27 protein-coding genes and 1 tRNA gene are annotated in these 24,336 nt (G+C 61.6%); 15 read left to right on the top strand and 13 right to left on the bottom strand.

Annotated elements, in window-relative coordinates; translation table 11 throughout:
* Nucleotides 1-8: 8 nt before the first annotated feature.
* Entirely contained in the window at nt 9-959 is a 951-nt protein-coding gene (locus tag GR197_RS11965) for a LysR family transcriptional regulator (RefSeq protein WP_164009609.1), read from the bottom strand.
* A gap of 182 nt (nt 960-1,141) precedes the next feature.
* On the opposite strand from GR197_RS11965, the gene GR197_RS11960 reads away from it, so the two are divergent.
* From GR197_RS11960 to GR197_RS11930, 7 genes are all read left to right on the top strand, one after another.
* A complete protein-coding gene (locus tag GR197_RS11960) occupies nt 1,142-2,158 on the top strand; it encodes an ABC transporter substrate-binding protein (RefSeq protein ID WP_164009607.1) in 1,017 nt (338 codons plus the stop codon).
* 71 nt (nt 2,159-2,229) lie between these two features.
* The gene (locus GR197_RS11955; protein WP_164009605.1) at nt 2,230-3,054 is read left to right on the top strand and encodes an ABC transporter ATP-binding protein; all 825 of its coding nucleotides are present in this window, start codon (nt 2,230-2,232) and stop codon (nt 3,052-3,054) included.
* Nucleotides 3,054-3,917, top strand: a complete 864-nt coding sequence (locus tag GR197_RS11950; RefSeq protein WP_164009602.1) for an ABC transporter permease — start codon at nt 3,054-3,056, stop codon at nt 3,915-3,917. The genes GR197_RS11955 and GR197_RS11950 overlap by 1 nt, the downstream gene beginning before the upstream one ends.
* The gene (locus GR197_RS11945) at nt 3,917-5,230 is read left to right on the top strand and encodes a cytosine deaminase (protein WP_164009600.1); all 1,314 of its coding nucleotides are present in this window, start codon (nt 3,917-3,919) and stop codon (nt 5,228-5,230) included. Before GR197_RS11950 ends, GR197_RS11945 begins: the two co-directional genes overlap by 1 nt.
* Nucleotide 5,231: 1 nt before the next feature.
* A complete protein-coding gene (locus GR197_RS11940; RefSeq protein ID WP_164009598.1) occupies nt 5,232-6,638 on the top strand; it encodes an FAD-binding oxidoreductase in 1,407 nt (468 codons plus the stop codon).
* A complete protein-coding gene (locus tag GR197_RS11935; protein ID WP_164009596.1) occupies nt 6,638-7,219 on the top strand; it encodes an NAD(P)H-dependent oxidoreductase in 582 nt (193 codons plus the stop codon). The genes GR197_RS11940 and GR197_RS11935 overlap by 1 nt, the downstream gene beginning before the upstream one ends.
* Nucleotides 7,220-7,256: 37 nt before the next feature.
* On the top strand, nt 7,257-7,646 hold the full coding sequence (locus GR197_RS11930; protein WP_164009594.1) for a RidA family protein: 390 nt from the start codon (nt 7,257-7,259) through the stop codon (nt 7,644-7,646).
* A 17-nt stretch (nt 7,647-7,663) separates the two neighbouring features.
* Here the strand turns inward: GR197_RS11930 and GR197_RS11925 are convergent, their stop codons facing one another.
* On the bottom strand, nt 7,664-8,176 hold the full coding sequence (locus GR197_RS11925) for a MarR family winged helix-turn-helix transcriptional regulator (RefSeq protein ID WP_164009592.1): 513 nt from the start codon (nt 8,174-8,176) through the stop codon (nt 7,664-7,666).
* Between the two features lie 44 nt (nt 8,177-8,220).
* On the opposite strand from GR197_RS11925, the gene GR197_RS11920 reads away from it, so the two are divergent.
* Entirely contained in the window at nt 8,221-9,717 is a 1,497-nt protein-coding gene (locus tag GR197_RS11920) for an FAD-dependent oxidoreductase (RefSeq protein ID WP_164009589.1), read from the top strand.
* A gap of 129 nt (nt 9,718-9,846) precedes the next feature.
* Here the strand turns inward: GR197_RS11920 and GR197_RS11915 are convergent, their stop codons facing one another.
* The 3 genes from GR197_RS11915 to GR197_RS11905 all read right to left on the bottom strand — a co-directional run bounded on the left by GR197_RS11915 (nt 9,847) and on the right by GR197_RS11905 (nt 10,664).
* Nucleotides 9,847-10,113, bottom strand: coding sequence for a hypothetical protein (locus tag GR197_RS11915; protein WP_164009587.1), 267 nt, complete (start codon nt 10,111-10,113; stop codon nt 9,847-9,849).
* Nucleotides 10,113-10,283 carry a hypothetical protein gene (locus GR197_RS11910; RefSeq protein ID WP_164009128.1) on the bottom strand — a complete coding sequence of 57 codons (171 nt, stop codon included), beginning with the start codon at nt 10,281-10,283 and terminating at the stop codon, nt 10,113-10,115. The genes GR197_RS11915 and GR197_RS11910 overlap by 1 nt, the downstream gene beginning before the upstream one ends.
* A 123-nt stretch (nt 10,284-10,406) precedes the next feature.
* Nucleotides 10,407-10,664, bottom strand: coding sequence for a DUF982 domain-containing protein (locus tag GR197_RS11905; protein WP_164009682.1), 258 nt, complete (start codon nt 10,662-10,664; stop codon nt 10,407-10,409).
* Nucleotides 10,665-11,063: 399 nt separating this feature from the next.
* Here GR197_RS11905 and GR197_RS11900 point away from each other — a divergent pair, with 399 nt between their 5' ends.
* Nucleotides 11,064-11,891, top strand: a complete 828-nt coding sequence (locus tag GR197_RS11900; RefSeq protein ID WP_164009585.1) for a nickel-binding protein — start codon at nt 11,064-11,066, stop codon at nt 11,889-11,891.
* 142 nt (nt 11,892-12,033) lie between these two features.
* On the opposite strand, the gene GR197_RS11895 is transcribed toward GR197_RS11900, so the two are convergent.
* Nucleotides 12,034-12,327: a DUF982 domain-containing protein gene (locus GR197_RS11895; protein WP_164009583.1), complete on the bottom strand. Its 294-nt coding sequence runs from the start codon at nt 12,325-12,327 to the stop codon at nt 12,034-12,036.
* Between the two features lie 238 nt (nt 12,328-12,565).
* Here GR197_RS11895 and GR197_RS11890 point away from each other — a divergent pair, with 238 nt between their 5' ends.
* A complete protein-coding gene (locus GR197_RS11890; protein WP_164009581.1) occupies nt 12,566-12,748 on the top strand; it encodes a hypothetical protein in 183 nt (60 codons plus the stop codon).
* Between the two features lie 223 nt (nt 12,749-12,971).
* A complete protein-coding gene (locus tag GR197_RS11885) occupies nt 12,972-13,709 on the top strand; it encodes a hypothetical protein (protein ID WP_164009579.1) in 738 nt (245 codons plus the stop codon).
* A 122-nt stretch (nt 13,710-13,831) separates the two neighbouring features.
* On the opposite strand, the gene GR197_RS11880 is transcribed toward GR197_RS11885, so the two are convergent.
* The 4 genes from GR197_RS11880 to GR197_RS11870 all read right to left on the bottom strand — a co-directional run bounded on the left by GR197_RS11880 (nt 13,832) and on the right by GR197_RS11870 (nt 16,437).
* Nucleotides 13,832-15,325 (bottom strand): FAD-dependent monooxygenase, encoded by a 1,494-nt coding sequence (locus GR197_RS11880; RefSeq protein ID WP_164009577.1) that lies wholly within the window; start codon nt 15,323-15,325, stop codon nt 13,832-13,834.
* 331 nt (nt 15,326-15,656) lie between these two features.
* Nucleotides 15,657-15,827, bottom strand: a complete 171-nt coding sequence (locus GR197_RS31960) for a hypothetical protein (RefSeq protein WP_204330171.1) — start codon at nt 15,825-15,827, stop codon at nt 15,657-15,659.
* A 129-nt stretch (nt 15,828-15,956) separates the two neighbouring features.
* Nucleotides 15,957-16,160: a CsbD family protein gene (locus GR197_RS11875; RefSeq protein ID WP_164009575.1), complete on the bottom strand. Its 204-nt coding sequence runs from the start codon at nt 16,158-16,160 to the stop codon at nt 15,957-15,959.
* A 201-nt stretch (nt 16,161-16,361) separates the two neighbouring features.
* Nucleotides 16,362-16,437, bottom strand: a tRNA-Lys gene (locus tag GR197_RS11870).
* Between the two features lie 353 nt (nt 16,438-16,790).
* Here GR197_RS11870 and GR197_RS11865 point away from each other — a divergent pair.
* The 4 genes from GR197_RS11865 to GR197_RS11850 all read left to right on the top strand — a co-directional run bounded on the left by GR197_RS11865 (nt 16,791) and on the right by GR197_RS11850 (nt 20,823).
* The gene (locus GR197_RS11865; protein WP_164009573.1) at nt 16,791-17,672 is read left to right on the top strand and encodes an AraC family transcriptional regulator; all 882 of its coding nucleotides are present in this window, start codon (nt 16,791-16,793) and stop codon (nt 17,670-17,672) included.
* 158 nt (nt 17,673-17,830) lie between these two features.
* Nucleotides 17,831-18,580 (top strand): cytochrome c biogenesis protein CcdA, encoded by a 750-nt coding sequence (locus tag GR197_RS11860; RefSeq protein WP_164009571.1) that lies wholly within the window; start codon nt 17,831-17,833, stop codon nt 18,578-18,580.
* A gap of 195 nt (nt 18,581-18,775) precedes the next feature.
* On the top strand, nt 18,776-19,684 hold the full coding sequence (locus GR197_RS11855; protein WP_164009569.1) for an MBL fold metallo-hydrolase: 909 nt from the start codon (nt 18,776-18,778) through the stop codon (nt 19,682-19,684).
* Nucleotides 19,685-19,860: 176 nt separating this feature from the next.
* Nucleotides 19,861-20,823: an AEC family transporter gene (locus GR197_RS11850; protein WP_164009567.1), complete on the top strand. Its 963-nt coding sequence runs from the start codon at nt 19,861-19,863 to the stop codon at nt 20,821-20,823.
* On the opposite strand, the gene GR197_RS11845 is transcribed toward GR197_RS11850, so the two are convergent.
* The 3 genes from GR197_RS11845 to GR197_RS11835 all read right to left on the bottom strand — a co-directional run bounded on the left by GR197_RS11845 (nt 20,791) and on the right by GR197_RS11835 (nt 24,335).
* Entirely contained in the window at nt 20,791-22,002 is a 1,212-nt protein-coding gene (locus GR197_RS11845; RefSeq protein WP_164009564.1) for a UbiH/UbiF family hydroxylase, read from the bottom strand. The genes GR197_RS11850 and GR197_RS11845 overlap by 33 nt on opposite strands.
* Before the next feature lie 139 nt (nt 22,003-22,141).
* On the bottom strand, nt 22,142-22,654 hold the full coding sequence (locus GR197_RS11840) for a DUF934 domain-containing protein (RefSeq protein WP_164009562.1): 513 nt from the start codon (nt 22,652-22,654) through the stop codon (nt 22,142-22,144).
* Between the two features lie 10 nt (nt 22,655-22,664).
* Nucleotides 22,665-24,335, bottom strand: a complete 1,671-nt coding sequence (locus tag GR197_RS11835) for a nitrite/sulfite reductase (protein ID WP_164009560.1) — start codon at nt 24,333-24,335, stop codon at nt 22,665-22,667.
* Nucleotide 24,336 lies beyond the last annotated feature (1 nt).

The following is a 24,336-nucleotide window of genomic DNA, read 5'->3' as shown; positions in this document are numbered from 1 at the left end:
AAAGCGACCTACGGGGCGACAGGCTTTTCCATCGCGATATGACCTTTGGCCTGCAGTTCCTGCACGAGGCCGGCAAGTTCGGCGAGCAGATATTCGACGAACAGGCTGGTGGCGGAATCGAGCGGCGCACGGGCACGGGCAAAAAGTTTCATCGGCTGGTGGCGCGCATGCGGCTCGGCGATCGGCCGGAAGACCAATTCGCCCTGCCGGCACTCAGTGATGACGTCGAGCGGGTTGAGGATCGTCAGCCCCGCCCCCGACTTGACCAGCTTCTTCAACATCTCCGAGGCATTGGTTTCAAGCACCGGCTCGACATGCACGTCGAGGCGCGCCAAGGCCAGATTGATCACCTCACGCAGGCTGGTGCCCTGCTGGGCCAGCACCAGGCGTTCCTGGACGATGTCGGCAAGGTTGATCGGACCCGGCCCGATCAGATGATGGCCGGGCGGCAGGACGACGCCGATCGGGATGTCGAAACTGCCGAGCGCGCGGATACCGGGTGTGGCCGGAATATTGAAGCCGAGGCCGATATCCACTTCTCCCGAAAGCACCGGATTGACGGTCATCGTGCCGGCATCGTTGCGCAGTTGCATGAAGACTCGCGGATGCTCCGACTGGAAGCGGGAAACGATGTCAGGCAACGGCCCGGCGGCAAGCCCAACCGTGGTGACGATACGGACCTTGCCGGCCTGCTGCATCTTCAGGCTGCGGATGCGGCCCTCCAGCCGCTCGTAATTCTTCAGCACCTCGCGAATATGTTCGATGCAGAGTTCACCGGCCGCCGTCAGGCGCAGGCCGCGCGGCAGGCGTTCGAAAAGCGGCGCCCCCATCTCCGCCTCCAGCGCCAATATCTGCCGGTTGATCGCCGACGAGGCGACGTTCAAGCGCGCTGCCGCCTTACGGATCGAACCCGAGCGGGCAATCTCGTTGATATAGAGAAGCTTTCTGGAGTGCAGCATCGCAACCTCGTTGCATAAAATTGAAGCAGACAGCGCAAATTTGGAACAGGCCGTTGCTGAGATGCCAAAAAGGCATCATTGCGCACGAAATTTGATGCTTTTCAAACAGCAAAGCAATCGCTCAAATGAAGAAAATCCGACGTCATCACCGGCGTTGCGAACTCAAAAGGGGAATGCTGATCATGCCCAATGCACTGAAGAATACGGTCTTTTCCGCGCTCATGGGCCTTGGCGGCGCGCTCGCCGCTGCCGTTACGGCGCATGCGGCCGACAAGGTGAGCTACGGAACGAACTGGCTGGCACAGGCCGAGCACGGCGGCTTTTACCAGGCGGTCGCCGACGGCACCTATGCGAAACACGGCCTCGACGTCACGATCGTGCAGGGCGGCCCGAACGCGGCCAACAGCGCGCTGCTGATCTCCGGCAAGATCGATTTCTACATGGGTGGGCCGCAGGGCGAGGTATCGGCTGTCGAACAGGGCATTCCGCTGGTCGATGTCGCGGCGATCTTCCAGAAGGATCCGCAAGTCCTGATCGCCCATCCGGATGCGGGTATCGACAAATTCGAGGATCTCGCCAAGCTCAAGACCTTGTTTCTCAGCAAGGACGGTTACCTCACCTATTTCGAATGGATGAAGGCGAACTTCAAGGGCTTCAAGGACGAGCAGTACAAGCCCTACAATTTCAGCGCCGCGCCGTTCCTTGCCGACAAGCAATCCGCCCAGCAGGGTTACCTCACCTCCGAGCCCTACGAGATCCAGAAGCAGGCCGGCTTCGAACCGAAGGTCTTCCTGCTCGCCGATAACGGCTATTCGCCCTATTCGACGATGATCACCACCACGCAGACGATGGTCGACAGGAAGCCGGATGTCGTCCAACGCTTCGTCGATGCCTCGATCGAAGGCTGGTACAACTATCTCTACGGCGACAACAGCAAGGCGAACGAGCTGATCAAGAAGGACAATCCTGAAATGACGGATGGGCAGATCGCCTACTCCATCGCCAAGATGAAGGAATACGGCATCATCGAATCCGGCGACAGCCTGGACAAGGGCATCGGCTGCATCACCGACGCGCATTATAAGGCGTTTTTCGACGAGATGGTAGCGATCAAGGTGTTCAAGCCGGAGACCGACTACACCAAGGCCTTCACGACGAAATTCGTCTGCAAGAACATCGGAATGGCGATGAAGAAGTAGGTCCTGCGACGTCGGCCGATGGTCCGCCTGAAGTGGCGGACCACATCCTCCTCGCATGTATGAGACAGGCAATGCCCTTAGCAGAAGCCCAGGCCTTATCCCCACAAGAGAAGCGCAAGCGGCCGCTGGTCGTGATGCAGTCGGTCTCGAAGGTCTTTTCCAGCGGCACCATCGCGCTTTCCGACATGTCGCTCACCGTCGAAAGCGGCGAGTTCGTCAGCCTGCTCGGCCCTTCCGGCTGCGGCAAGTCGACGGCGCTGCGCATCATCGCCGGCCTTGGCGACGTGACGTCGGGAACGATCGACTGGCCGAGTTCGCGCATCAATTCCAGGGGCCTGCCGGAGGGCGATATCGGCTTCGTCTTCCAGGAGCCGACGCTGATGCCGTGGAAGAACGTGTTCGACAATGTCCATCTGCCGCTGAGGTTGAAGCGCGTTTCGAAGGCGGCAGCACATGCAGAGATCATGCAGGCGCTGACGACCGTCGGCCTGCAGGATTTCGCCAAAGCCTATCCACGCGAACTTTCCGGCGGCATGAAGATGCGCGTCTCGATCGCCCGCGCGCTGGTGACCAAACCGAAGCTGCTTTTGATGGACGAGCCCTTCGCCGCACTTGACGAAATCACCCGGCAGCGGCTGAACGACGACGTGCTGCGGCTCTGGAAGACGACCGGCATCACCGTCATCTTCGTCACCCATTCGGTCTATGAGTCCGCCTATCTTTCGAACCGCATCGTGGTGATGAAGGCAAGGCCCGGCCGTGTGCATGCCGATGTTCCGCTGACCACCAGCCTGGAACGCGACGAGCATTACCGCACCTCGGAGGAATACCGGAGGGCGTGTGAGGCGGTCTCCCATTCGCTGATCGGGGCAATCAACGCGGCGGGAGAGCATTGATGCGTGACCAAACGGATACGTCGCTGCAGCCCCTTCAGCTTTCGGCAAATGCCAGTCCCAACGCCGCAGGCGCAAGGCGCCGCGATCTTGCGCTGCGCATCGCCATCCCCTTCCTCGTTATCGGCCTGCTGATCCTGATCTGGTACGCCTATGTGAAGCTCTCAGGCGTGCCGCCTTATATCCTGCCGGGTCCGGCCGCCGTCGCAAACGCTTTCGTGACGGACTGGGGCACGCTTGCCCCAGCGCTTTGGGTCACCACCAAGATCACCTTGCTGTCGCTGATGCTGGCCCTTGTCGGCGGCGTCGGCTTTGCGATCTTCCTGGTGCAGTCGCGCTGGATCGAGCTTGCCTTCTATCCGCTTGCCGTCATCCTACAGGTGACGCCTGTGGTGGCGATCTCGCCGCTGATCCTGATCTATGCGCCGTCGACCCAGGTGGCGCTGCTGATCTGCGCCTTCCTCGTCGCCTTCTTCCCGATCCTTTCGAATATGGTCCAGGGGCTGAAGAGCGTCGACCACAATCTGATCAACCTCTTCGAGCTTTACGGCGCCTCGCGCTGGCAGACACTGCTCTTTCTCAAGCTGCCCGCCGCCCAACCCTATTTCATGACGGGCCTCAGGATCGGCGGTGGGCTGGCGCTGATTGCCGCCGTCGTCGCAGAATTTGCGGCCGGCTCGGCGGGCGCCGGCTCCGGCCTCGCCTTCCGGCTGCTCGAAGCACAGTACCGGCTCAATATTCCGCGCCTCTTCGCCGCGCTGCTGATGCTCTCCCTGCTTGGCGTCGCGATCTTCGCCGTCACCTCGTTCATTTCCTGGCTCGCCCTGCACCGTTGGCATGAGAGCAGCCTGAAACGGGAAAACTGATGACCCATTCCTTCCTTTCGCCACCCAATGCCGGCCGCTTCGTGCTGAGCAATGCGACCCTGCCCGCCGTTACCGTCGAGGGATTTGACGCGCCTGCGATCGAGGGGCTGGTCAAGGCGGATATCGTCATCGCCGATGGCGTGATCTCCGCACTGCTGCCGGCGGGTGCCGCGCCGGTGGAATTGCCAAGGTCCGATCTGAAGGACGGCATGGTCTGGCCCTGCTTCACCGACATGCACACCCATCTCGACAAGGGCCATATCTGGCCGCGCAACGCCAATCCCGACGGCACCTTCATCGGCGCCTTGGACGCGGTGCGGACGGACCGGGAGGCGTACTGGTCGGCGGCGGATGTCAGCAAGCGCATGGAATTCTCGCTGCGCTCGGCCTATGCGCACGGGACCAGCCTGATCCGCACGCATCTCGATTCGCTGGCGCCGCAGCACCGCATTTCCTTCGAGGTTTTTGCCGAGATGCGCGAGGCCTGGAAAGACCGGATCGCGCTGCAGGCGGTGGCGCTCTTCCCGCTGGAAAATATGGTGGACGCGGCCTATTTCACCGACCTGGTCGCCGTCCTCAGCGAAAAAGGCGGGCTTTTCGGCGGCGTCACCCGGATGACCGCCGATCTCGACAGCCAGCTCGATGTACTTTTCAGGGCCGCCGCCGATAACGGCCTCGACGTCGATCTTCATGTCGACGAGAGCGACGATCCCGCCGCCGAGACGCTGAAGGCGATCGCGCAAGCCGTGCTGCGCAACCGGTTCGACGGCAAGGTGACGGCAGGCCATTGCTGCTCGCTCGCAAGGCAGGACGAGGAAACGGCAAAACGCACGGTCGAGCTCGTCGCGAAAGCTGGCATCTCCATCGTCTCGCTGCCGATGTGTAACCTCTATCTACAAGACCGCTATCCCGGCCGAACGCCTCGCTGGCGCGGCGTCACCCTGTTCAAGGAACTGGCGGCGGCCGGCGTTGCGACGGCAGTTTCCTCCGACAACACGCGTGATCCCTTTTATGCCTATGGCGATCTCGACCCGGTCGAGGTGTTGCGCGAGGCGGTGCGCATCCTGCATCTCGATCACCCGCTGGATACGGCCGCGCGCGTCGTCACCACCTCGCCTGCGGATATTCTCGGCCGGCCCGACAAGGGGCGCATCGCCGTCGGCGCCCTGGCCGACCTCGTGCTCTTCAGCGCCCGGCGCTGGAGCGAATTTCTTTCCCGTCCGCAGTCTGACCGCGTCGTGCTTCGCCGCGGCAAGGTGATCGACCGCAGCCTGCCGGACTATCGTGAACTCGACAGCGTCGTTGGAGCATGACATGCCGGATTATCAGACGATCAAAACGCAACTCGAAGGCATTGCCGTCGAGGACAATCCGGCGCTGGTGCGCCAGAAGAGCCGCGATTTTTACTGGTATTCGCCGATCCTGAAGGCGCAGCTCGACAATGTCACGGCCGATCTCGTCGTCACCCCGAAAAACGAAGACGAGGTCATCCGGACCCTGAAGGTCGCCTTCGCGCACGGCGTGCCGGTGACGCCGCGCGGCGCCGGCACCGGCAATTACGGCCAAGCCATGCCGCTTTCCGGCGGCATCGTGCTCAACCTTGCCGCCATGGACAAGATCAAGGAAATCCATCCCGGCCGGGTGATCTGCGAACCGGGCATCGTCATTGCCCAGCTCGACAAGCAGACCAAGGCGCATTCCGGCCAGGAACTACGCTTCCACCCGTCGACGGCGCAGACGGCAACGGTCGGCGGCTTTATCGCCGGCGGCTCCGGCGGCGTCGGCTCGATCACCTGGGGCGGTCTGCGCGATCTCGGCAATATTCTGCGTCTGCGCGTCGTCACCATGGAGGCCGAGCCGCGCGTGCTCGACCTGACCGGCTGGGACCTGCAGAAGGTCAGCCATGCCTACGGCACCAACGGCATCATCACCGAAATCGAAATGCCGCTCGCCCCTGCCTATGATTGGGTCGACGTGCTTGTCGGCTATGACGACTTCATGGCATCGGTGCGCTTCTCGGATGCGCTGGCCAAATGCAACGGCATCCTCGTCAAGGAAATCGCGCCGATCGCGGCACCGATCCCGCACGACTATTTCACCCGCCATAGGCCGTATATCCGCGAGGGCCAGTCGGTGGTCGTGCTGATGATCGCGCCGCATTCGATGGATGCATTCCTCGCCTTTTCAGCCGCTCACAAGGGCGAGATCATCTTCCGCTCCGACACGGTCGAAAGTATGAAAGGTATTCCGCATGCCTACGAGCTTGCCTGGAACCACACGACGCTGCGTGCGCTGAAGGTCGATCCCGGCTTCACCTATCTGCAGGTTCAGTATCCGGGCCCGGATCACGTCGCCAAGGTCGCCAAGATGGTCGAGATCTTCGGCGACGAAGTGCCTGGACATCTCGAATTCATCAGGTTCGACGGGCAGATCCAATGCTCCGGCCTGCCGCTGGTGCGCTACACCACGGAGGAGCGCCTGGAGGAGATCATCAAGATCCACCAGGATCACGGCTGCCCGATCTTCAATCCGCATCGCTATACGCTTGAAGAAGGTGGCATGAAGCGCACCGACAAGGTACAGCTCGCCTTCAAGCAGGAAACCGACCCGAGGGGGCTGTTGAACCCCGGCAAGATGATCGCCTGGGAGAATCCCGATTTCGATTTCAATGCCGGCAAGAATTATCTCTTCCCGGGGCTCGCGAGCGTCATGGAGGCCTGATGAGAGTTCTCGTCCTTCATTCGCATCCGGTCGAGGAAAGCTACGGCAAAGCGCTCTACAAACAGACGCTGGAAAGCCTGCGAGAGGCCGGTCACGCGGTGGATGCGTGCGATCTCTATGCCGAGAATTTCGATCCGGTGCTCTCCCGACACGACCGGCTCGCCTATCACGACTATCCCGGCAATACCGCGCTGGTGAAACCCTATGTCGAGCGGCTGAAGCAGGCCGAAGCGCTGGTGCTGGTGACGCCGATCTGGAATTTCGGTTTCCCGGCGATCCTGAAGGGCTATTTTGACCGCGTCTGGCTTCCCGGCGTCTCCTTCGAACTGGTCGACGGCAAGGTGGAATCGCGGCTGCGCCACATCCGGAAACTCGCGGCCGTGCTGACATACGGCGCGACGCCATTTCGCGCCTTCGCCGCCGGCAACCCGCCGAAGAAAATCGTCAAGCGTGTGCTGAGGGCGCAGATCAATCCGCTGCGGCCGGTTACCTTTCTTGCCCATTACGATATGAACAACTGCACGCCGGAAAGCCGGGCCAGGTTTTTGGAGAAGGTGAAGACGGCGATGGAGCGGTTTTAAGAGCCCGCAGCATCCTCGTTGCACCAAGGAAATGCCTATGAAGAAGATTTTCAATCCGTCGTCTGTCCGGCGTCCGTTCGGAAATTACAATCACGGTCTGCTGGTGCCGCCGGGCGCCTCGCTGCTCGTAACCTCGGGGCAGCTCGGAATCGGTCTCGACGAGACGGTGCCGGAGGATATCGGCGCGCAGGCAGAGCTTTGCTTCGAGGCGATCAAAGCAATTCTCACTGATGCGGACATGAGTTTTGCCGACGTCATCCGCATCTCAGGCTTCGTGACGAAGCGCGAGGATTTTCCCGCCTATATGGCCGTGCGGGATCGCTATACACTCGATCCGAAGCCGGCCTCGACGCTGATCATCGTCAGCGGCTTCGCACGCCCCGAATTCCTCGTGGAAGTCGAGGTCACGGCCGCCAAAGTCCTTTGACATAGTCTCTCGGGCCGTCAGCCGCCCTCTGTCGGCGGCCCCCCGGCGCCATTGCCGATATCGCCACTGATATCATGGGCGAACCTCCGCATCAGCCGCACCAGCTCATTGAAGTCGTGCTCGGCCCAGCTTTCGAAGATGGCGCGGCCCATGCGCTCACGCGCCGCGTCGATGCGATCGGTCATCGCCTTGCCCTTCTGGCTTATCACCGCCTCGCGCACGCGACGATCCGCAGTACTGCCGCGCCGCTCCACCAGATCGAGACTCTCAAGCTTGGCGACCTGGCGGCTGACGGTGGTGTAGTCGCGCCCGGCGCGATCGGCGAGTTCGACCACCCCGATCGGACCAAGCCGCTCCACCGTGACCAGCAGCGGAAACAGGGCGCGATCGAGCGAAATGCCGGCCTCGCGGACCATCTGCTCATCACGCTGGGGCCGGTTCATGACGCTGACGATCTCGATCAACGCCCCATGCAACTCGCGCAGCTTTTCGGACATATGTGTATTTTGCACGTTTATTGTTGACGCCATATCGATTCTCCTATTATGTGCATAATACACATATGGAGATGGCGATGACACAGAATTTTACAGTCGACGTGCTGATATCAGGCGCCGGTGCGGCCGGCCTGACGCTGGCGATCGAGCTGGCACGGCGCGGCGTATCCTTCCGCCTGATCGAGAAATCGAACGACCCGTTCCGCGGCTCCCGCGGCAAGGGAATTCAGCCAAGAACGCAGGAGGTGTTCGAGGATCTCGGCATTCTCGACCGGATCGTTGCGCTCGGCGGCGCCTATCCCCTCCAGCGGGAATATCGCGACGACGGAAGCTTCAGCGAATCCGAAGCCGTGCTGGGTGGGGAGCCGACGCCGGCCGAGCCCTACCACCTTCCGCTGATGGTGCCGCAGTTCCTGACTGAAGGCGTGATGCGCGAGCGCCTGCTCGAACTGGGGCACCGGCCGGAATTTGGCTGCGAACTCATCGGCTTCGAACAGGACGAGGCAAGCGTCACGGCGCGGCTCACGGGACCATCCGGCGAAAAGACCATTCAGGCGCGATGGCTCATCGGCGCGGATGGCGGGCGCAGCTTCGTGCGCCACGCGCTTGATATCGGTTTTCCCGGCAAGACGCTCGGCGTGCGTGCCATCGTCACCGATGTAATGCTGACGGGCTTGGAGCGCGACGCCTGGCATCGCTTCGGCGAAGGCGACATGCAGCGCCAGATCGCGCTTTGCCCGCTGGCGGGAACCGAGCTGTTCCAGATCCAGGGACCCATCCCGCTCGAAGGCGAGATCGATCTTTCTGCGGCGGGATTGACCACCTTGGTCGCGGAGCGCACCGGCCGCGACGATATTCACGTCCACTCGGTCTCCTGGGCATCGGCCTTCACCATGAACGCCCGGCTTGCCGATCACTACCGGCTCGGCCGCGTGTTCCTGGTCGGCGATGCCGCCCATACGCATCCGCCGACCGGTGGACAGGGTCTCAATACCAGCGTGCAGGACGCCTATAATCTCGGATGGAAGCTGGCAGCGGTCGCTGCAGGCGCCCCTGATGCACTGCTCGACAGCTATGAAGAAGAGCGTCGCCCGGTCGCCGCGGCGATGCTCGGTCTTGCCACAAGTCTTCTCGACCAACTCAAGCGGGGCGAGATGCGGCGCGGCCGCGAGGTCCATCAGCTGGATATCGGCTATCCCGAATCCTCCATCGCGCTGGAAAAGCCGGAGCGGCGCGGCGGCCTGCTGGCGGGCGACCGCGCGCCGGATGCGCCGCTCACGGGTGCGGCCGGCCAGCCGAGACGTCTGTTCGAGCTGTTCAGCGGCGCCCAATGGACCCTGCTGGGTTATGAGGTCGAGCAAGTCAGCGTGCTGCCGCGCGACGGATTGCACATCCACAGGATCGGCCGGCGCGGCGATGTCGTTGATAAAGCCGGGCACTTCCGTGACGCCTACGCTCTGACCCCAGGCGACTGGGTGCTCGTGCGTCCGGACGGATATGTCGGCGCCATCGTCGGATTGTCTGATGCCCTGGCCCTCGAGGCCTATCTGGCAAATGTCGGCCTTGGAGCATGATGCGTGAGCGGCCTGGAGCAGACGCCAAATTTTGGGCGGACCCGGCCTGAAACCATTCTGTTCCGGGCTGCCGATCGCCCGCTTTCGGGTCGATCGCCGAACTCCAAAGATGCGCGGCGCTGTCATGTTTCAGAGGGCATCGCGCTCGTATCGCGGCGTCCAACCGCGGGTCATCCCCCGGCTGATCGCCCTCTCCGCCAGCGCCAGTTGCTGGCGCAGATGTTTGCAGTCGTCGAGCAGCGAGCGGATCGCCGCCTTGGCATTGTCGTCATGCCAGGCAAGCACGGCTTCGACTTCCCACGCTGCATCGGGCCACGCCGGATCGGGCCAAGCTGCATCGGGCCGGGCTGGATCGAGCCAAGCCGGCTCGGGTTGCAAGATCATTGCCGGCTGCATCAGTTCAGCGCCAATGGCAACTGAACCGGACGCGGCAAGGGCGGCAGCGGCCGGCTGAGTTCGACCTTTCTCTGCCAGGCGGCGCGCCGCAGCTGATCCCGCTCGCGGGCCGCGCGGGACGCTTCGACAAGAGCTAGGGCGTTGGTGATCACCTGTTCCGTATGCGTCATGACCATCTCCGATGTTCCTGATTTGTTCTAAAATAGAACTTCAGCCGCAAAAGTCAAGTCGAGAGGAAATTGGATGTTCAACGGGGAGCAAGCCGGGGCCAGGTGGCGAAACACGGCGGGCATTCAATCCGCAGCTTCGATGACGGAAATGCCGGCTTCCTGCGCTGCCCTGATGAAGGATGCCCGCACCTCATCCGGCGGAAGGTCGCCGATGATCGCATCCAGGCAGGATTTCACGGCTTCGAAATAGTCTTCGCCGTCATCCACCGGCCATTCGTGCAGCAGCGTGCGCGCGGCATCCCACACAGAGTTAATAACGGCATAATGGCCGAGCCCCAATGAGGCCAAGCCGACCGGTCGAAAATTTGCCGTCTGTCTCACTTTGCTACAGCTTTTCCCAATTTCGGTGAGCGTACCAGTAACAATGCAATTTGCGTGCCGTTGGTGGGCCGCCTCCCCTGCAGGAACAGACATGTCTTTTCATCCCTGCAGCTAGGCGCTTTGAGAACATGCAACGTTTGAAGCGTCCCGATCGGCTCTGAGACCCGACAATCCGTTATCAAACGATAGATTATGGTAAATATCAGGCTTTTCCCTTCCAACCTACTCATTAAAATCAATCTTTTCGCTAGTATTCTATAGAAATGACAGCAATTCATCGGCATTGCTGGAAGCAACAGACCGAAATGATCGGATATTGATTGTCCCAAAGGTGGACGCAACCGCATCCAGATCGTACAATGCCACGCCTTGCACGCGGCGGATCTGGGAGGACGCGTGATGCCTATCTTCATGGACCGGCATTTTCTTGAGGGAACGTCAGCGGCAGACGTTTCCCGGGCGCATCGCATGGATCTCGACATTCAGGATCGCTACGGCGTCAAATTTCTCACCTATTGGTTCGACCAGCAGCGCGGGACCCCCTTTTGTCTCGTCGACGCGCCTGACATGGAAACCGCTCAATGTGTGCATCGCGAGGCGCACGGCTTCGTTGCCAACGAGGTCGTCGAGGTCGCATTATCAGCGGTCGAGGCTTTTCTCGGCCGAATTCATGACCCCGAGCCGACGCTTGGCCAATCCTCGGCTGATGTGGATCCCGGCCACCGGGCAATCCTCTTTACCGACATCGTCGGATCGACCGAGATGACGGCGCGGCTCGGCGACCGCATCGGCACCGAAATGGTGAGGGCCCATGACGCGATCGTGCGCCGATGCCTCGGCCACAGCTCAGGCCGGGAAGTGAAACACACCGGCGATGGCATCATGGCCGCCTTTTCCACCACCGCGGCCGCCGTCGAATGCGCCATGACGATCCAGCAGGAATTCAAGCGTCACAACGGCGGAAATACCGAGCCGATCCACATCCGCATCGGGCTGGATTGCGGCGAACCGGTCGAGGACAGCAATGACCTCTTCGGCTCGACCGTGCAGCTTGCTGCGCGCCTCTGCGCGGCTGCCGCCAGCGACCAGATCCTCGTCTCGGAGAATATCTTTCGGGAGTATGGTGCTGCCGATCTGTTCGGCCACGCCACGCGCCGTCGGCTCAAGGGGTTTTCCAAGCCTGTGATGGTCTTCCGATGCGACTGGGCGAATGGCGGCCTTGTTTGATATCCCGTCGCCCCCTCACCGGAAGCCATCCGCCTCTCGCGTGTCGTGACGCTTTGTGGCGAAGGCTCCGCCGGGCAGCCGACATAGAACGCAAGACGCGCCGCACATGATGTGACGGCGCGCCCCTGCCTACTCAGTATCATCAGGCATTTCCGATATTTCGATCGCCCATCAGTTGCTCGAATTTGGGTGCAGCTTCGACCTTGGCCAGCACACCCGACATCTTCAGAAACCGCCGAAAATTCTCGCGCGCAGCACTCAGCGGGAAACGGCCGCTGGCGGTGTCTCTGCAGGCCTTTAACAGCGTGTCATATGCCAGACCTCGTTTGTCCTCCGGCCATTCACCGAGAATATCGAAGATTTCATCGAGACACGTGATCTCAGCGATGAAATGCTGGCGATGAAGCAAAACCGGATCGAACCGAGCTTCAGACATAGTATCCTCCCATTTATAGTACTTTTTTATGGGATAATATTACTGAAAAACCATGATTCATTCAAGACAAAAACGGCTTCATTTCGCTAAAACCATCGGCAACTACTTCCATAACGACAGAATAGCTCGATAAGATTATCTTGAGTGAATTGATCAGCGATCTAGCTTCAAGGCTCCACAAACCAACGTAAGGGCATGGTAGATTGTGATCAGGATCAACCTCGCAAGGAGACGTTCAATGAAGCGATTTCTCACTTTGGTGGCCGCCGGAACGCTGATCGGTGTGTCCGCGATCACGTCTTCCTGCACCTTGACTGGCAAGCACGAGCGCGAAGATTTTCAGTATCAACGGGATACATCGGTAAACCCGGCCTGCACGGGTGGTTTCAGGCCCGGCAATGCGCGTTCCTGCAGTTATTGAAGGTGAGGACGAACGTTTCACTTGCGCGACAAGGTGCCAGGTCGGGGTGGCCAGACAAGCAATCTCGCACGCCCTTCGAAAGGCCTTGGTGAAAGCATCGGGGTCGCGCCGGGATCCATCGCGGTTTTGTCAACAATCCACCGAATGATGTGTGGATCACCCCCCTCGGCTTCCTTTGCAGTCAAGCGTTTCGGCCTCCCCGAGCCGATCGCGAGGGAAATCGATGGATCGTCCTACTGCCGCAGATGAAGCCACTCAATCCAAGAAGCGGGCTGCAAAAGCGGATCGGCCGGATGGGCTTGCGCGGGATGTTTCAGCCATCAAGGTTGGCGACTGCCTGCTGGGTTACAAGGCCGTGCAGCGCCGCGCGCGGGGCGGTCGTTGGAACCATTTCCGCGGCCGGATGCGCGAGATCGAGAAATTGATAAGGTATCGGCACGGCGACATCGTGCCCGAGGCGGATGACGCATTGATCTATGTCGAGGTGATCGCCAGCCTCGCCCTCGTGGAATTCAAGGACGCCTTTGTCGACGTCGTGCTCGGCTGGGCGGCACGCTGGCTGCCATGGGCTGGGAAAGCCGACATCGAGGAGGTGATCTACGAGCGAACGAAGGTGCGGTATTCCTCGCTGTCGGCCGACGCGCTCGGCCACGCTCTGCATTTGAGCTACTCGGAGCGCTGCGCCCTCGACACCCGCACCATCGGCGCCTTCGATGTGGCGAAAGGGAAAAGAGCAAGACTTCAAAAGCAAAAGCGGCGGCAGCGCGACCGAAGCCGGAAAGAGCAGCAACGCCGCGCCGCAGGGGCGCTGACCAGATCCGATTATCTCGCCAATTCTCTCAGCCAGGCGCGCCCCTGGGAGGCTTTCGGCATCAGCCGCCGGACATGGGAGCGTCGCGGCAAACCGATGCCGGAAGCCGAGACGCTATCGGATTGCGGTTCGATGTCGCTTGCCGCCTAGCCGGGTTTGCGGCTTTTACTAAAGCATGTCGCGCAAAAGTGTGCAGCGGTTTTGCGCTAACGACATGCGTAGAAACAAAGACCTAAAGCGCGAGGAGCGAATCTGAAAGATCGCGACGCGCTTTAGTCGTGCTGCCCGAACCAGGTGTTCATCGCCTCGCGAAGGCCGTCCGGCGTTCCCTCGCCCACCCAGGCCACATAGCCATCGGGCCGGATCAGCACTGCGGTTGGGGCTGAGACCACCCCCAGCGCCGGCAGTTCCCACGCGCCTTCGTAGGTGGCGTCAACCCATTGGACGCGGCCAGACCCCAGCGCGATATCGAGGCTGCCGGGTTCGCCGAGATTCAAGAGCAGTGGCCGCGCATTGTGGAGTAGCGCATAGACGCGCAGGGGGCCATCGGGCGTCGTGAGGTCGAGGTCGGGCATACGGCGGCCGAGCAGCGGATGCCCGTCGCCGAGGTCGTAACGGATCGCCAGGCCTGACATTTCGGCGGCAATCTCCTTGCGCGGCTCGTCCATGGCAAGGAGTTCCAAGACAATGTCTCGCAAGGCTTCGGTGCGATCATCGGTCCGTTGCAAGGCGACCTGCGCCATTGTCGTGCGCAACACGCGGGCGGCCACCGGATGCCGCTCGGCGTGATAGGTGTCGAGCAAGCTTTCAAGCGATACTCCCCTCACCACCTGGGCCAGCTTCCAGCCCAGATTGACGGCATCCTGCACGCCGGTGTTGAGGCCTTGCCCGCCCACCGGAGAATGCACATGCGCGGCATCGCCGGCCAGGAGAACGCGGCCGTTGCGGTAGGCCGAAGCCTGCCGCGACATGTCGGTGAACCTGGAAATCCAGGTCAGACTATGGATACCGTAATCCGTTCCGCAGGCGGCGATCAAGGCTTGCCTGAGATCGCCGAGCGTCGGTTCGCTCGTGGCGCCGGCATTGTTTTCCGTCACCATGACATTGATCGGACCTTCGCTGGCAAAGACGACCTTGCCATCGCGAATTTCATATTGCTCCCGGCCGAAGGCATGCATGCCGAGCGCCGTGCGATGGACGCCGAGTGGCGGCTCCTCCTCCATCTCGGCCTCGGCGAGAATATTGCTGGTCGTTGCATCCCATCCCGGAAATTCAATGCCGGCCATCTTGCGAACCAGACTGCGGCCGCCATCGCAGCCGACCAGATAGCCTGCCCTCAACGAAGAACCATCGGAGAGTTCGATGGTGACGCCGGTGTCGTCTTGCAGAGAAGACGTCAGTTCGCGGCCGCGATAGATCAGCACCGGCAACTCACCGACCCAGCCGGCCAGAATGCGCTCGATATGCTTCTGCCGTAGCGCCAGACCATAATTATGCCGGGTGGGAAAATCGCTTATATCCAGCCGCGTCACCGCAAATCCGGTGACCTGGGCGATCTGCCCTTCCACCAGGAACCGCTCGACGATGCCGCGCTGATCGAGAACTTCGAGCGTGCGGGCACTCAGACCGCCGGCGCGCGAACCGACGATCTCCTGGTTCGGCCGGCGTTCGATGACCGCAACATCGACGCCCGCCAAGGCCAATTCGCCCGCCAGCATCAGGCCCGTCGGCCCTCCTCCAGCGATCACCACTGCATGCTCCATCATCCGCAAACTCCCGCTGTCCGACTGTCCGAGGGCGATATAGGGGCTCAAGTGCTTCCGGGAAGCCAATTGATCGGGCGTGCATGCTGTCGATTTGGCCTGTCGCAGGTTGTTCTCCCTATAAATAGAGATCTCTACTGGTTGGAACGACTTGCGACAGGAATCTCTGCCTTGCTTTCCAAAGCCATGTTGTTTGCCTCTTGCTGTTTTCTTGTCGTGGAGCCCGGCCGTTTCAACACGACCTGACCGGGTGGGAAGCCGATGTGGCAAGTGCTTTGCCGGGTCACGGTTCGTTCTCGAAAGGCAATCAATCAAATATTTGGTGTGATCTGCCTCACTGCGGAGCCGTGGCTTTTTGCGGAATCGTCTCAGCCGCCGGTCGCTCGGATGGATCGGCCGGATGGCCATAGATTGTGTAGGCGGCGCCGGCCAAAACGCCCAGGACAAGAAGAGCCAGTATGTACAACATCATTCCGCGGATTGCCGTTTTCGGGGTCTTGTCCATCGGCGCACTTCTACTGGTTTTGAGGGATATTCATGAACATCCGGCCGACTTGATCGCTCTAAAGGACCTGACGGAGCTGGTTCCTTCGGCAGCAAAAACCCGGCTTTCGCCGGGCTTTTGTTCAGCTACTCACCAAGTTTGGCGGCCATACCAGGCATCGACATCGTTTCTGATACGGTCCTTTTCGATGCCATACCGCTCCTGGATCTTGCCTTCCAGCTGATCCCGCTTGCCCGCAATCTGGTCGAGATCGTCGTCCGTGAGTTTGCCCCACTGCTCCTTGATTTTGCCCTTCGCCTGCTTCCAATTTCCTTCAACACGATTCCAATCCATGATCGATTTCTCCTGCTTGTTGATGAGAAGAAAACGGACCGCAGTGGAAGTTGGTTCCTGTGACGAAGCTGATTTTTGAACCGTCGGAGGATTCTGCGCTCGGCTATGATTGCGTTCCAGACCATACGCGCAAGTGCGCAACAGCAGCGACGCCTTTAATTGCCGATCTCAGCTAGCGGCCGTCATCTTGAAGATTAGAAATGGTGAGAGCGTCGGGGTTCGAACCCGAGACCTACTGATTAAAAGTCAGTTGCTCTACCAGCTGAGCTACGCTCTCCCGCTCCGCGGGTGAAGCACCCCGGCTGGAAGTGGGCGGAACATAGGCAGGCGACCCATTGCGGTCAACCGAAAAATTCGGCTTTTTCCGGCAGTCGGCACATTTCTTGCGGACGCAAGGCGCATACCTTGCAGACGCAGCGCACTACCCTGCGGACGTAACGCACATATCCACGGCGTAGCTTGCGCGCGGCCACTTTCGCAAGGAGGCGAGCCAGATCACCACGAGAAATCGGCGGCGAGTTTGTCATCGAATCCTTGGCAAGGTTCTGCGCCCTATGAGAAAACCGCAAGATCGGTCGAGCGCGTCGTGTCGGCATGCGCTTATCTCATGCTGCCACGGAGGACCGAACGATGAAGGCGGCGCTTCAAAACTACCATGACCGGATGCAGCGGGTGCTGGATCACATAGATCGGCATCTGGACGACGATCTGGACCTGGAAACGGTGAGCGGTGTTGCGGCGTTCTCGAAGTTTCATTTTCACCGGCAGTTCACGGCGACCTTCGGTCTATCCGTGCATCGTTATATCCAGCTTGCCCGGATGAAGCGCGCTTCGCACCGGCTGGCCTACAGGGATGCGCAAAGCGTCACCGAGATAGCGATGGATGCCGGTTACGATGCACCGGATGCCTTCGCCCGCGCCTTTCGACAACGGTTCGGGCAATCGCCTTCGTCGTTCCGGAAATCTCCCGACTGGGAGCCGTGGCTTGCGGCCTTCGGGCCTCTCGACAACGCAAGGAGCAAGCGAATGCTGAAGAGTTTTACCACTGACGACGTGACGATTCGCGATGTGCCCACCACGCCGGTGGCGATTATCGAGCACAGGGGCGACCCGGCGACGCTCGGCACCACCATCCAGCGGTTCATCGCCTGGCGCCAGGCCGCCGGCCTGCACCCCAAGACAAATCCGACCTTCAATGTCTGGCGGTCCGAGCGTTGTCCTGCCTCGCCTGCCGATTACAGCGTGGACCTCTGTGTCGGGACCGACCAACAGATCGAGCCGAACGGCGCGCAGATCAAAGCCGGCGAAATCCCTGGCGGGCGTTGCGCGGTGCTGCGCGTCGTCGGCAACACCGACAATCTGGAGCCCGCCGCGCTCTATCTCTATCGTGACTGGCTTCCGCTGAGCGGTGAAGAAACACGCGATTTCCCGATCTATTGCCAGCGGCTCAGCCTCTTTCCGGAGGCGCCGGAGCATGAGGCGGTTGTGGAATTGTTTCTGCCGCTGAAATAGCGCTCTCCGGCGGCGGCCTGTCGCTTCTGATCGCAAGATCCGGACAGGCCGCTATTCTCCCATTTGTGGTTCGGGGCTGGCCAAGCGCAAAAAGGTGATTGGCAATCCCGGCCTCGCAAAGCTAGGAACATCATGCAGATTGCAGCCGGAGAGAATGCGTGTCGATTGCCGATATTTCCCTGTGGAGCGCGCTGATTGCCGGAGCGCTTTCCTTTCTTTCGCCCTGCGTGCTTCCCCTCGTCCCACCCTATCTCTGCTATATGGCCGGCATTTCAGTCGAGCAGTTCCGCGGCGGCGGTGCGGTTGCCGTCGCACCCGATGTCCGGCGCGGTGTCTTGTTCTCTGCCCTGCTCTTCACGCTCGGCTTTGCCACGGTCTTCGTGGCGCTCGGCGCCGGTGCCTCCAGCATCGGCATGGCGCTTCGCCAGCATCTCGACCTGTTGTCGAAGCTCGGCGGGCTGATCATCATAGTCATGGGGCTGAATTTCCTTGGGCTTTTCCGAATCGGAGTTCTTGCCCGCGAGGCGCGTTTCCAGGGCGGCGGCAAGCCGGCGACGCTGACGGGCGCCTATGTCATGGGCCTTGCCTTCGCCTTCGGCTGGACACCCTGCATCGGCCCGGTGCTCGGCGCGATCCTCGGTGTCGCCGCCTCGCGCGAGACGGTCGGCTCCGGTGCCGGGCTGCTCGCCGTCTATTCGCTCGGGCTGGCGATCCCCTTCTGGATTGCCGCCGGCTTTTCCGGCGCCTTCATGCGCTTCCTGTCGCGTTTCCGCCGCCATCTCGGCACGGTGGAAAAGGTGATGGGTGTCTTCCTTGTACTGACCGGCCTCGCCTTCCTGTTCGGATGGGTCAGTGATGTGGCCATCTGGTTTCAGCAGACCTTCCCGATCCTGATGCAGATCGGCTAGTTCAAGCGCGACCGGTCGATCGATCCGCTCCGGTTGTTCGACGCCCCGCAACCTGAATGACAGACCTATGCGGTGGTATAGCTCGCCCTGTCCTTGGCCCTACCAGGCCTATCCCTCGACCCAATCGACCGAAAACAGGCCTCCCTGTAGCGTCGTCGGTGCCGTGTTTAAGGCGGCGGTCAGAAGGAGACGAACATGAACCTTGAGACAAAGATAGGCCCTCGGCTCGACGAGTTGGTTCCGTCGCGCTACGCGCTTAATATCGGCGAGATTGAGGTGCTGGTGGTCAGTGATGGTGTGCTACCGCTCCCAACCGCGATGCTGGGCCACAACGCCGATCCGGCCGCCCGGGCGGCCTGGCTGAAAGACATGTACCTGCCGCTGGACGCTTTGGATTGGGCGCTCAACGTCGTAGTGGTGCGCAGCGGCGGCCAGACTATACTCCTCGACGCCGGGCTGGGGGTCGATCCTGACTTGCACTTGCCGCGAGCCGGACAGTTGATCAGGCGACTGGAGGCCGCCGGCATCGATCTTGCGGCCGTGACCGACGTGGTGCTGACCCACATGCACATGGACCACATTGGCGGTCTGCTCGTCGACGGGGTTAAGGACCAGCTGCGTCCGGACCTGCGGATCCACGTGGCCGCCGCCGAAGTCAAGTTCTGGGAGGCGCCCGATTTCTCCCACGTTTCCATGCCGCCGGGGTTCCCGGACGCGCTTCGGGCGGCTGCCAAGCGGTTCGCGAAAGAATACAGCGGTCATCTGCGGCTGTTCGACGAGGAGTACCAGGTGGCGCCGGGCGTGGTCGTCCATCGCACCGGCGGCCACACCCCCGGGCACAGCGTAATCCGCATCGCGTCCGGTGGGGACCGGCTGATGTTTGCCGGCGACGCCGTGTTCGCAGTCGGGTTTGAACACCCCGACTGGTATAACGGCTTCGAACACGACCCCGAGGAGGCGGCTCGCGTTCGGGTCCGTCTTTTACGGGAACTGGCGGAGACCGGCGAGCAACTGGTGGCCACTCACCTGCCGTTCCCGTCCGTCGGCCGGGTGGCGGTCGACGGCGACGCCTTTCGCTGGGTACCGGCCTTCTGGGACTACTGACCGCTTGTTGGGTTAGGCCTCAATAGAATTAGAGCGTTTCCGTCTTTCTTCGAACGACGAAAACGCTCTATCTCTTTGTTTTCACGCAACTCCAGCAAAACCGCTGTGCACTTTGGCTGAAATTGCTTAAAATCGGATCCCTACCCGCCTGTAATCCCCGCGCACTGGAAAGCCTCTTGGCCGATATCGTCAGCCTGCTCCTGCCGTTCTTCGGCCTGATCCTGATCGGCTATGCCGCCGCCAAGGCAACGAAGCAGCCGGCCGAAGCACTTGGATGGCTGAACACCTTCATCATCTATGCCGCCCTGCCCGCCCTGTTCTTCAAGCTCGTTTCGCGCACGCCGATCGAAGAGCTGACGCGGGTCGATTTCATCGTCACCGATATCGCCGCGACCTACGCGGTGTTCATCCTGCTGTTTGCCATCGGCCGCGTGCTGCGCGGCAATTCGCTTGCCGATTGCACCATCCAGTCCTTTGCCGGGGCCTATGGCAATATCGGCTATATGGGGCCGGGCCTGGCGCTGCTTGCGCTCGGCGACGGCGCTGCTGTGCCGGTGGCGCTGATCATCTGTTTCGAGAATGCGCTGCATTTCATCGTGGCGCCAGCGCTGATGGCGGCGGCCGGCGACGACAAACGTTCGTCCGGGCGGCTTGCCGCCGATATCACCCGAAAAGTGGCGCTGCACCCCTTCATCCTGTCGACGGCAGCAGGTTTTGCCGTGGCTGCCCTGCATCTCGACCAGCCGCTGGCGTTTCAGCGCCTCGTCGATTACCTCGCCCAGGCGGCGGCGCCCTGCGCGCTGTTTGCGATGGGCGTGACGCTGGCGCTGCGGCCGCTGAAGCGGGTTCCCGTGGAAATCGGTTACATCGTCCCGGCGAAGCTGATCCTGCACCCGATCGCGGTTTTGCTGGCACTGACAGCGGTCGGCGGATTCGAGCCGGTGTGGATCCACGCCGCCGTGCTGCTTGCCTGCCTGCCGACGGCGACCAACGTCTTCGTCATCGGCCAGCAATATGGCGTGTGGCAGGAGCGCGCATCGGCAACGATCCTGATCACCACGATGCTTTCGGTGGCCAGCGTTTCGCTCTGGCTGGTGGTGATCCGCTCAGGCCTTCTTCCGTTTCAGCTTCTCCCGTAGCGCACCCGGAATATCGCGCAAGCCGCGGCCGGGCTCGATGCCTTCGCGCATGATGATGTTGCGCAGCGGCGGAAAAGCCGAGAGGATATGCAGGCCGGCAGCCCGCAGCATCTGCACCGGCAGGAAATCCGACAGGAGCGAGCGGTTGAGAAGATCGACGCTGGCAGTGCGCGTCATGATGTCGGCGCGGCGCTTGCGGTCGAAGCTTTCGCCGGCATCGGCCGGCACCGGCAATTCGATCCTGTCGCAGAGGATCTCGGTCAACGCCATGATATCGCGCAGGCTGAGGTTCAGCCCCTGCGCCCCGATCGGCGGGAAGACATGGGCGGCCTCGCCGATCAGCGCGATGCGCCCCTTGCCGAAGCGATGGGCGATCATGCCGGAAAGAGGCCAGACCTGGACGCCCTCCTCCACATCGACCTTGCCGAGCATGGACTGCATGCGCGCCTCGACAAGGAGACCGAGTTCGGCCAGAGGCAATTCCATGCGGCTTGCGGCCTCGGCGGGCTCCTGCACCCAGACGAGGCTGGAGCGGTTCCCCGGCAGCGGCACCTGTGTGAAGGGGCCGTGTTTGGTGTGGAATTCGGTCGAGGTATTCTGGTGCGGCAGCGAATGGGCGAAATTCAGCACCATGGCCGATTGCGGATAGGACCAGTTGCGCACGCCGATCTCTGCCGTCTCGCGCAGCTTCGAGCCGCGGCCGTCAGCACCAACGGCAAAATCGGCTGACAGCGTCTCGCCGCCGGCAAGCGTGATCGACACGGCCTCGGCTGAGAGCGCAATCGATTCGGCCATATCGGTGAAGCGGGTGATATTGCCCTCGGCGGCGACGGCTTTTTCGAGGACGTCGATCAGCGCCTTGTTGGGGAAATTGTAGCCGAAGGCATCGAGGCCAACCTCAGCGGCGCGAAAGGTGGTCGTCGGCGCGCGCAGCAGCCGGTCGGTGCCGTCGACGATGCGCATGCTGGTGAGAGGCGTGGCTGCCGGGCGCAGCTTTTCCCAGACTGTCAGCCGGTCGAGGAAGCGGATCGACTGATCCATCAGCGCCGTGGTGCGCCGGTCTTCCTTGGCGGCGACGGGCGCCACCAGCGCCACGCTGCGGCCGCCGCGGGCGAGCGCGACTGCCGCGACCATGCCGGCGAGACCGCCACCGATCACCCCCACTTCGAATGTCTTCATGCTACCGTTCCGCTCATTATAAAGCGCGTCGCTATCTTTCAGATCGCTATGCGCTTTAAGCCTTTCATTTGCGCATGTCGTTACCGCAAAACCGCTTCACACTTTTGCGCGACATGCTTTAGAACGGCGGATCGGTCGCTTATGCGGCCGGCTTCGCCTGACGGCGCCAACTATAGCCCTTGCCGGCTTCGGCGTCACGCACCGCCGGCTGATAATGATGTGGAATGGCGGGGAGACGGTTTTCCGCCAGCCGCTTCAGCGCGGTGGCGTTGCTGACGGAAAAGCTGTCGATACCGACGCGCAGCATCAGCGGCACCTGGTCAATCAGCACGTCGCCGACGGCGCGCAGTTCGTTGGTATAACCGAGGCGCTGGCGCAGCAGTGAGGCATGGCTGAAGGCCCGTCCGTCGTTGAAGGCCGGAAAGGCGACGGCAACGATTTCGAGGCGATAGAGGTAAGGCTCCAGCCGGCGCACGTCGTCGGCCGGCTTGATCAGCACGCCGAGGCCGACATCGTTGCTTTCGTCGGCCTTGGCGATCAGCTCGTCGAGGCTGAGCAGCGGCTTCTGCTCGCCTGAAGCCTTCACCTCGTCGGCCTCGATCACCCAGGGATCGTTTTCGACAAAACCGGTTTCTCTCCAGATCTTCGTCATCATCGCCTCCTTATGCCGCTTCGGCGGTTGCGCCGTAGAGCGCAGCCTTGAAAGGCTGCGGCCCGACGCGGCGGTAGGTGGCAAGGAAGATCTCCGACGGATCGAGGCGCAGGCCGAGATAGGTGTCGACGATCGTCTCGATCGCGTCCGTCACCCGGTCCGGCTCGAAGCCGCGGCCGATGATTTCGCCGATCGAGGTATGTTCGTCGCCGGAACCGCCGAGCGTGATCTGATAGAGTTCGGCACCCTTCTTCTCGACACCGAGCAGGCCGATATGGCCGACATGATGGTGGCCGCAGGCATTGATGCAGCCGGAGATCTTGATCTTCAGCTCACCGATCTCGGCCTGGCGTTCGGCATTGCCGAAGCGGCGGGAGATTTCCTGGGCCAGCGGAATGGAGCGCGCATTGGCGAGCGCGCAGTAATCCAGCCCGGGACAGGCAATGATATCGGTGATCAGGCCGGCATTGGCTTCGGCCAGATTGATGGCGACGAGGCCGCGATAGACGGCTTCGAGATCGGCAAGTGCGACATGCGGCAGGATCAGGTTCTGCTCATGGCTGACGCGGATTTCGTCGAAGGCATATTCCTCGGCGAGATCGGCGATCGCATCCATCTGCGCGTCGGTGGCGTCGCCCGGAATACCGCCGATCGGCTTCAGCGAGATCGTCACCATGCCGTAATCGGGGTTCTTGTGCGGCTGCACGTTCTGCTGGACCCAGCGGGCGAAATCCGGATCGGCCTTCTTCCAGCGGGCGAGGTTTTCCCAGCCTTCGGCGCGCTCGGTGAGATCCGGCAGCGCGAAATAGCTGGCGATCGCCTCGACATCCTGTTCCGGCAGCTTGAGCTCGCTATCCTTCAGTGCGGCGAATTCGACTTCCACCTGGCGCGCCAGTTCCTCGGCACCGGTTTCGTGCACGAGGATCTTGATGCGGGCCTTGTATTTGTTGTCGCGGCGGCCGTGCAAATTGTACACACGCACGATCGCCGTGGTGTAGGAGAGCAGGTCTTCCTCGGGCAGGAAGTCGCGGATCAGCTTGGCGATCATCGGCGTGCGGCCCTGGCCACCGCCGACATAGACGGCAAAACCGATCTCGCCCTTGTCATTCTTCTTCAGGTGCAGGCCGATATCGTGGACCTGGATGGCGGCGCGGTCGCGCTCGGCGCCGGTGACGGCGATCTTGAACTTGCGCGGCAGAAAGGAGAATTCCGGGTGGACCGACGACCACTGGCGCAGGATTTCGGCATAGGGACGCGGATCGGCGATCTCATCGGCGGCGGCACCGGCAAAATGATCGGCGGTGACGTTTCTGATGCAGTTGCCCGAGGTCTGCAACGCATGCATCTCGACGCTTGCGAGATCGGCGAGCGCATCGGGGATGTCCGACAGCTTCGGCCAATTGAACTGCAGGTTCTGGCGCGTGGTGAAATGGCCGTAGCCGCGGTCATAGGTGCGGGCGATATGGGCGAGCATGCGCAGCTGGCGGGCGCTCAGCGTGCCGTAGGGAATGGCGATGCGCAGCATATAGGCGTGGAGCTGCAGGTAGACGCCGTTCATCAGGCGCAGCGGCTTGAACGCATCCTCGGCAAGTTCGCCGGAAAGGCGGCGCTGAACCTGGTCGCGAAACTGCTCGACGCGCTCGCTGACAAAGGCATGGTCAAATTCGTCGTAACGGTACATC

Source organism: Rhizobium phaseoli, from assembly GCF_010668805.1.
Taxonomy (GTDB): Bacteria; Pseudomonadota; Alphaproteobacteria; order Rhizobiales; family Rhizobiaceae; genus Rhizobium; species Rhizobium phaseoli_A.
The sequence above is the reverse complement of the archived record's forward strand: the minus strand, read 5'-3'. Positions and strand labels throughout refer to the sequence as shown.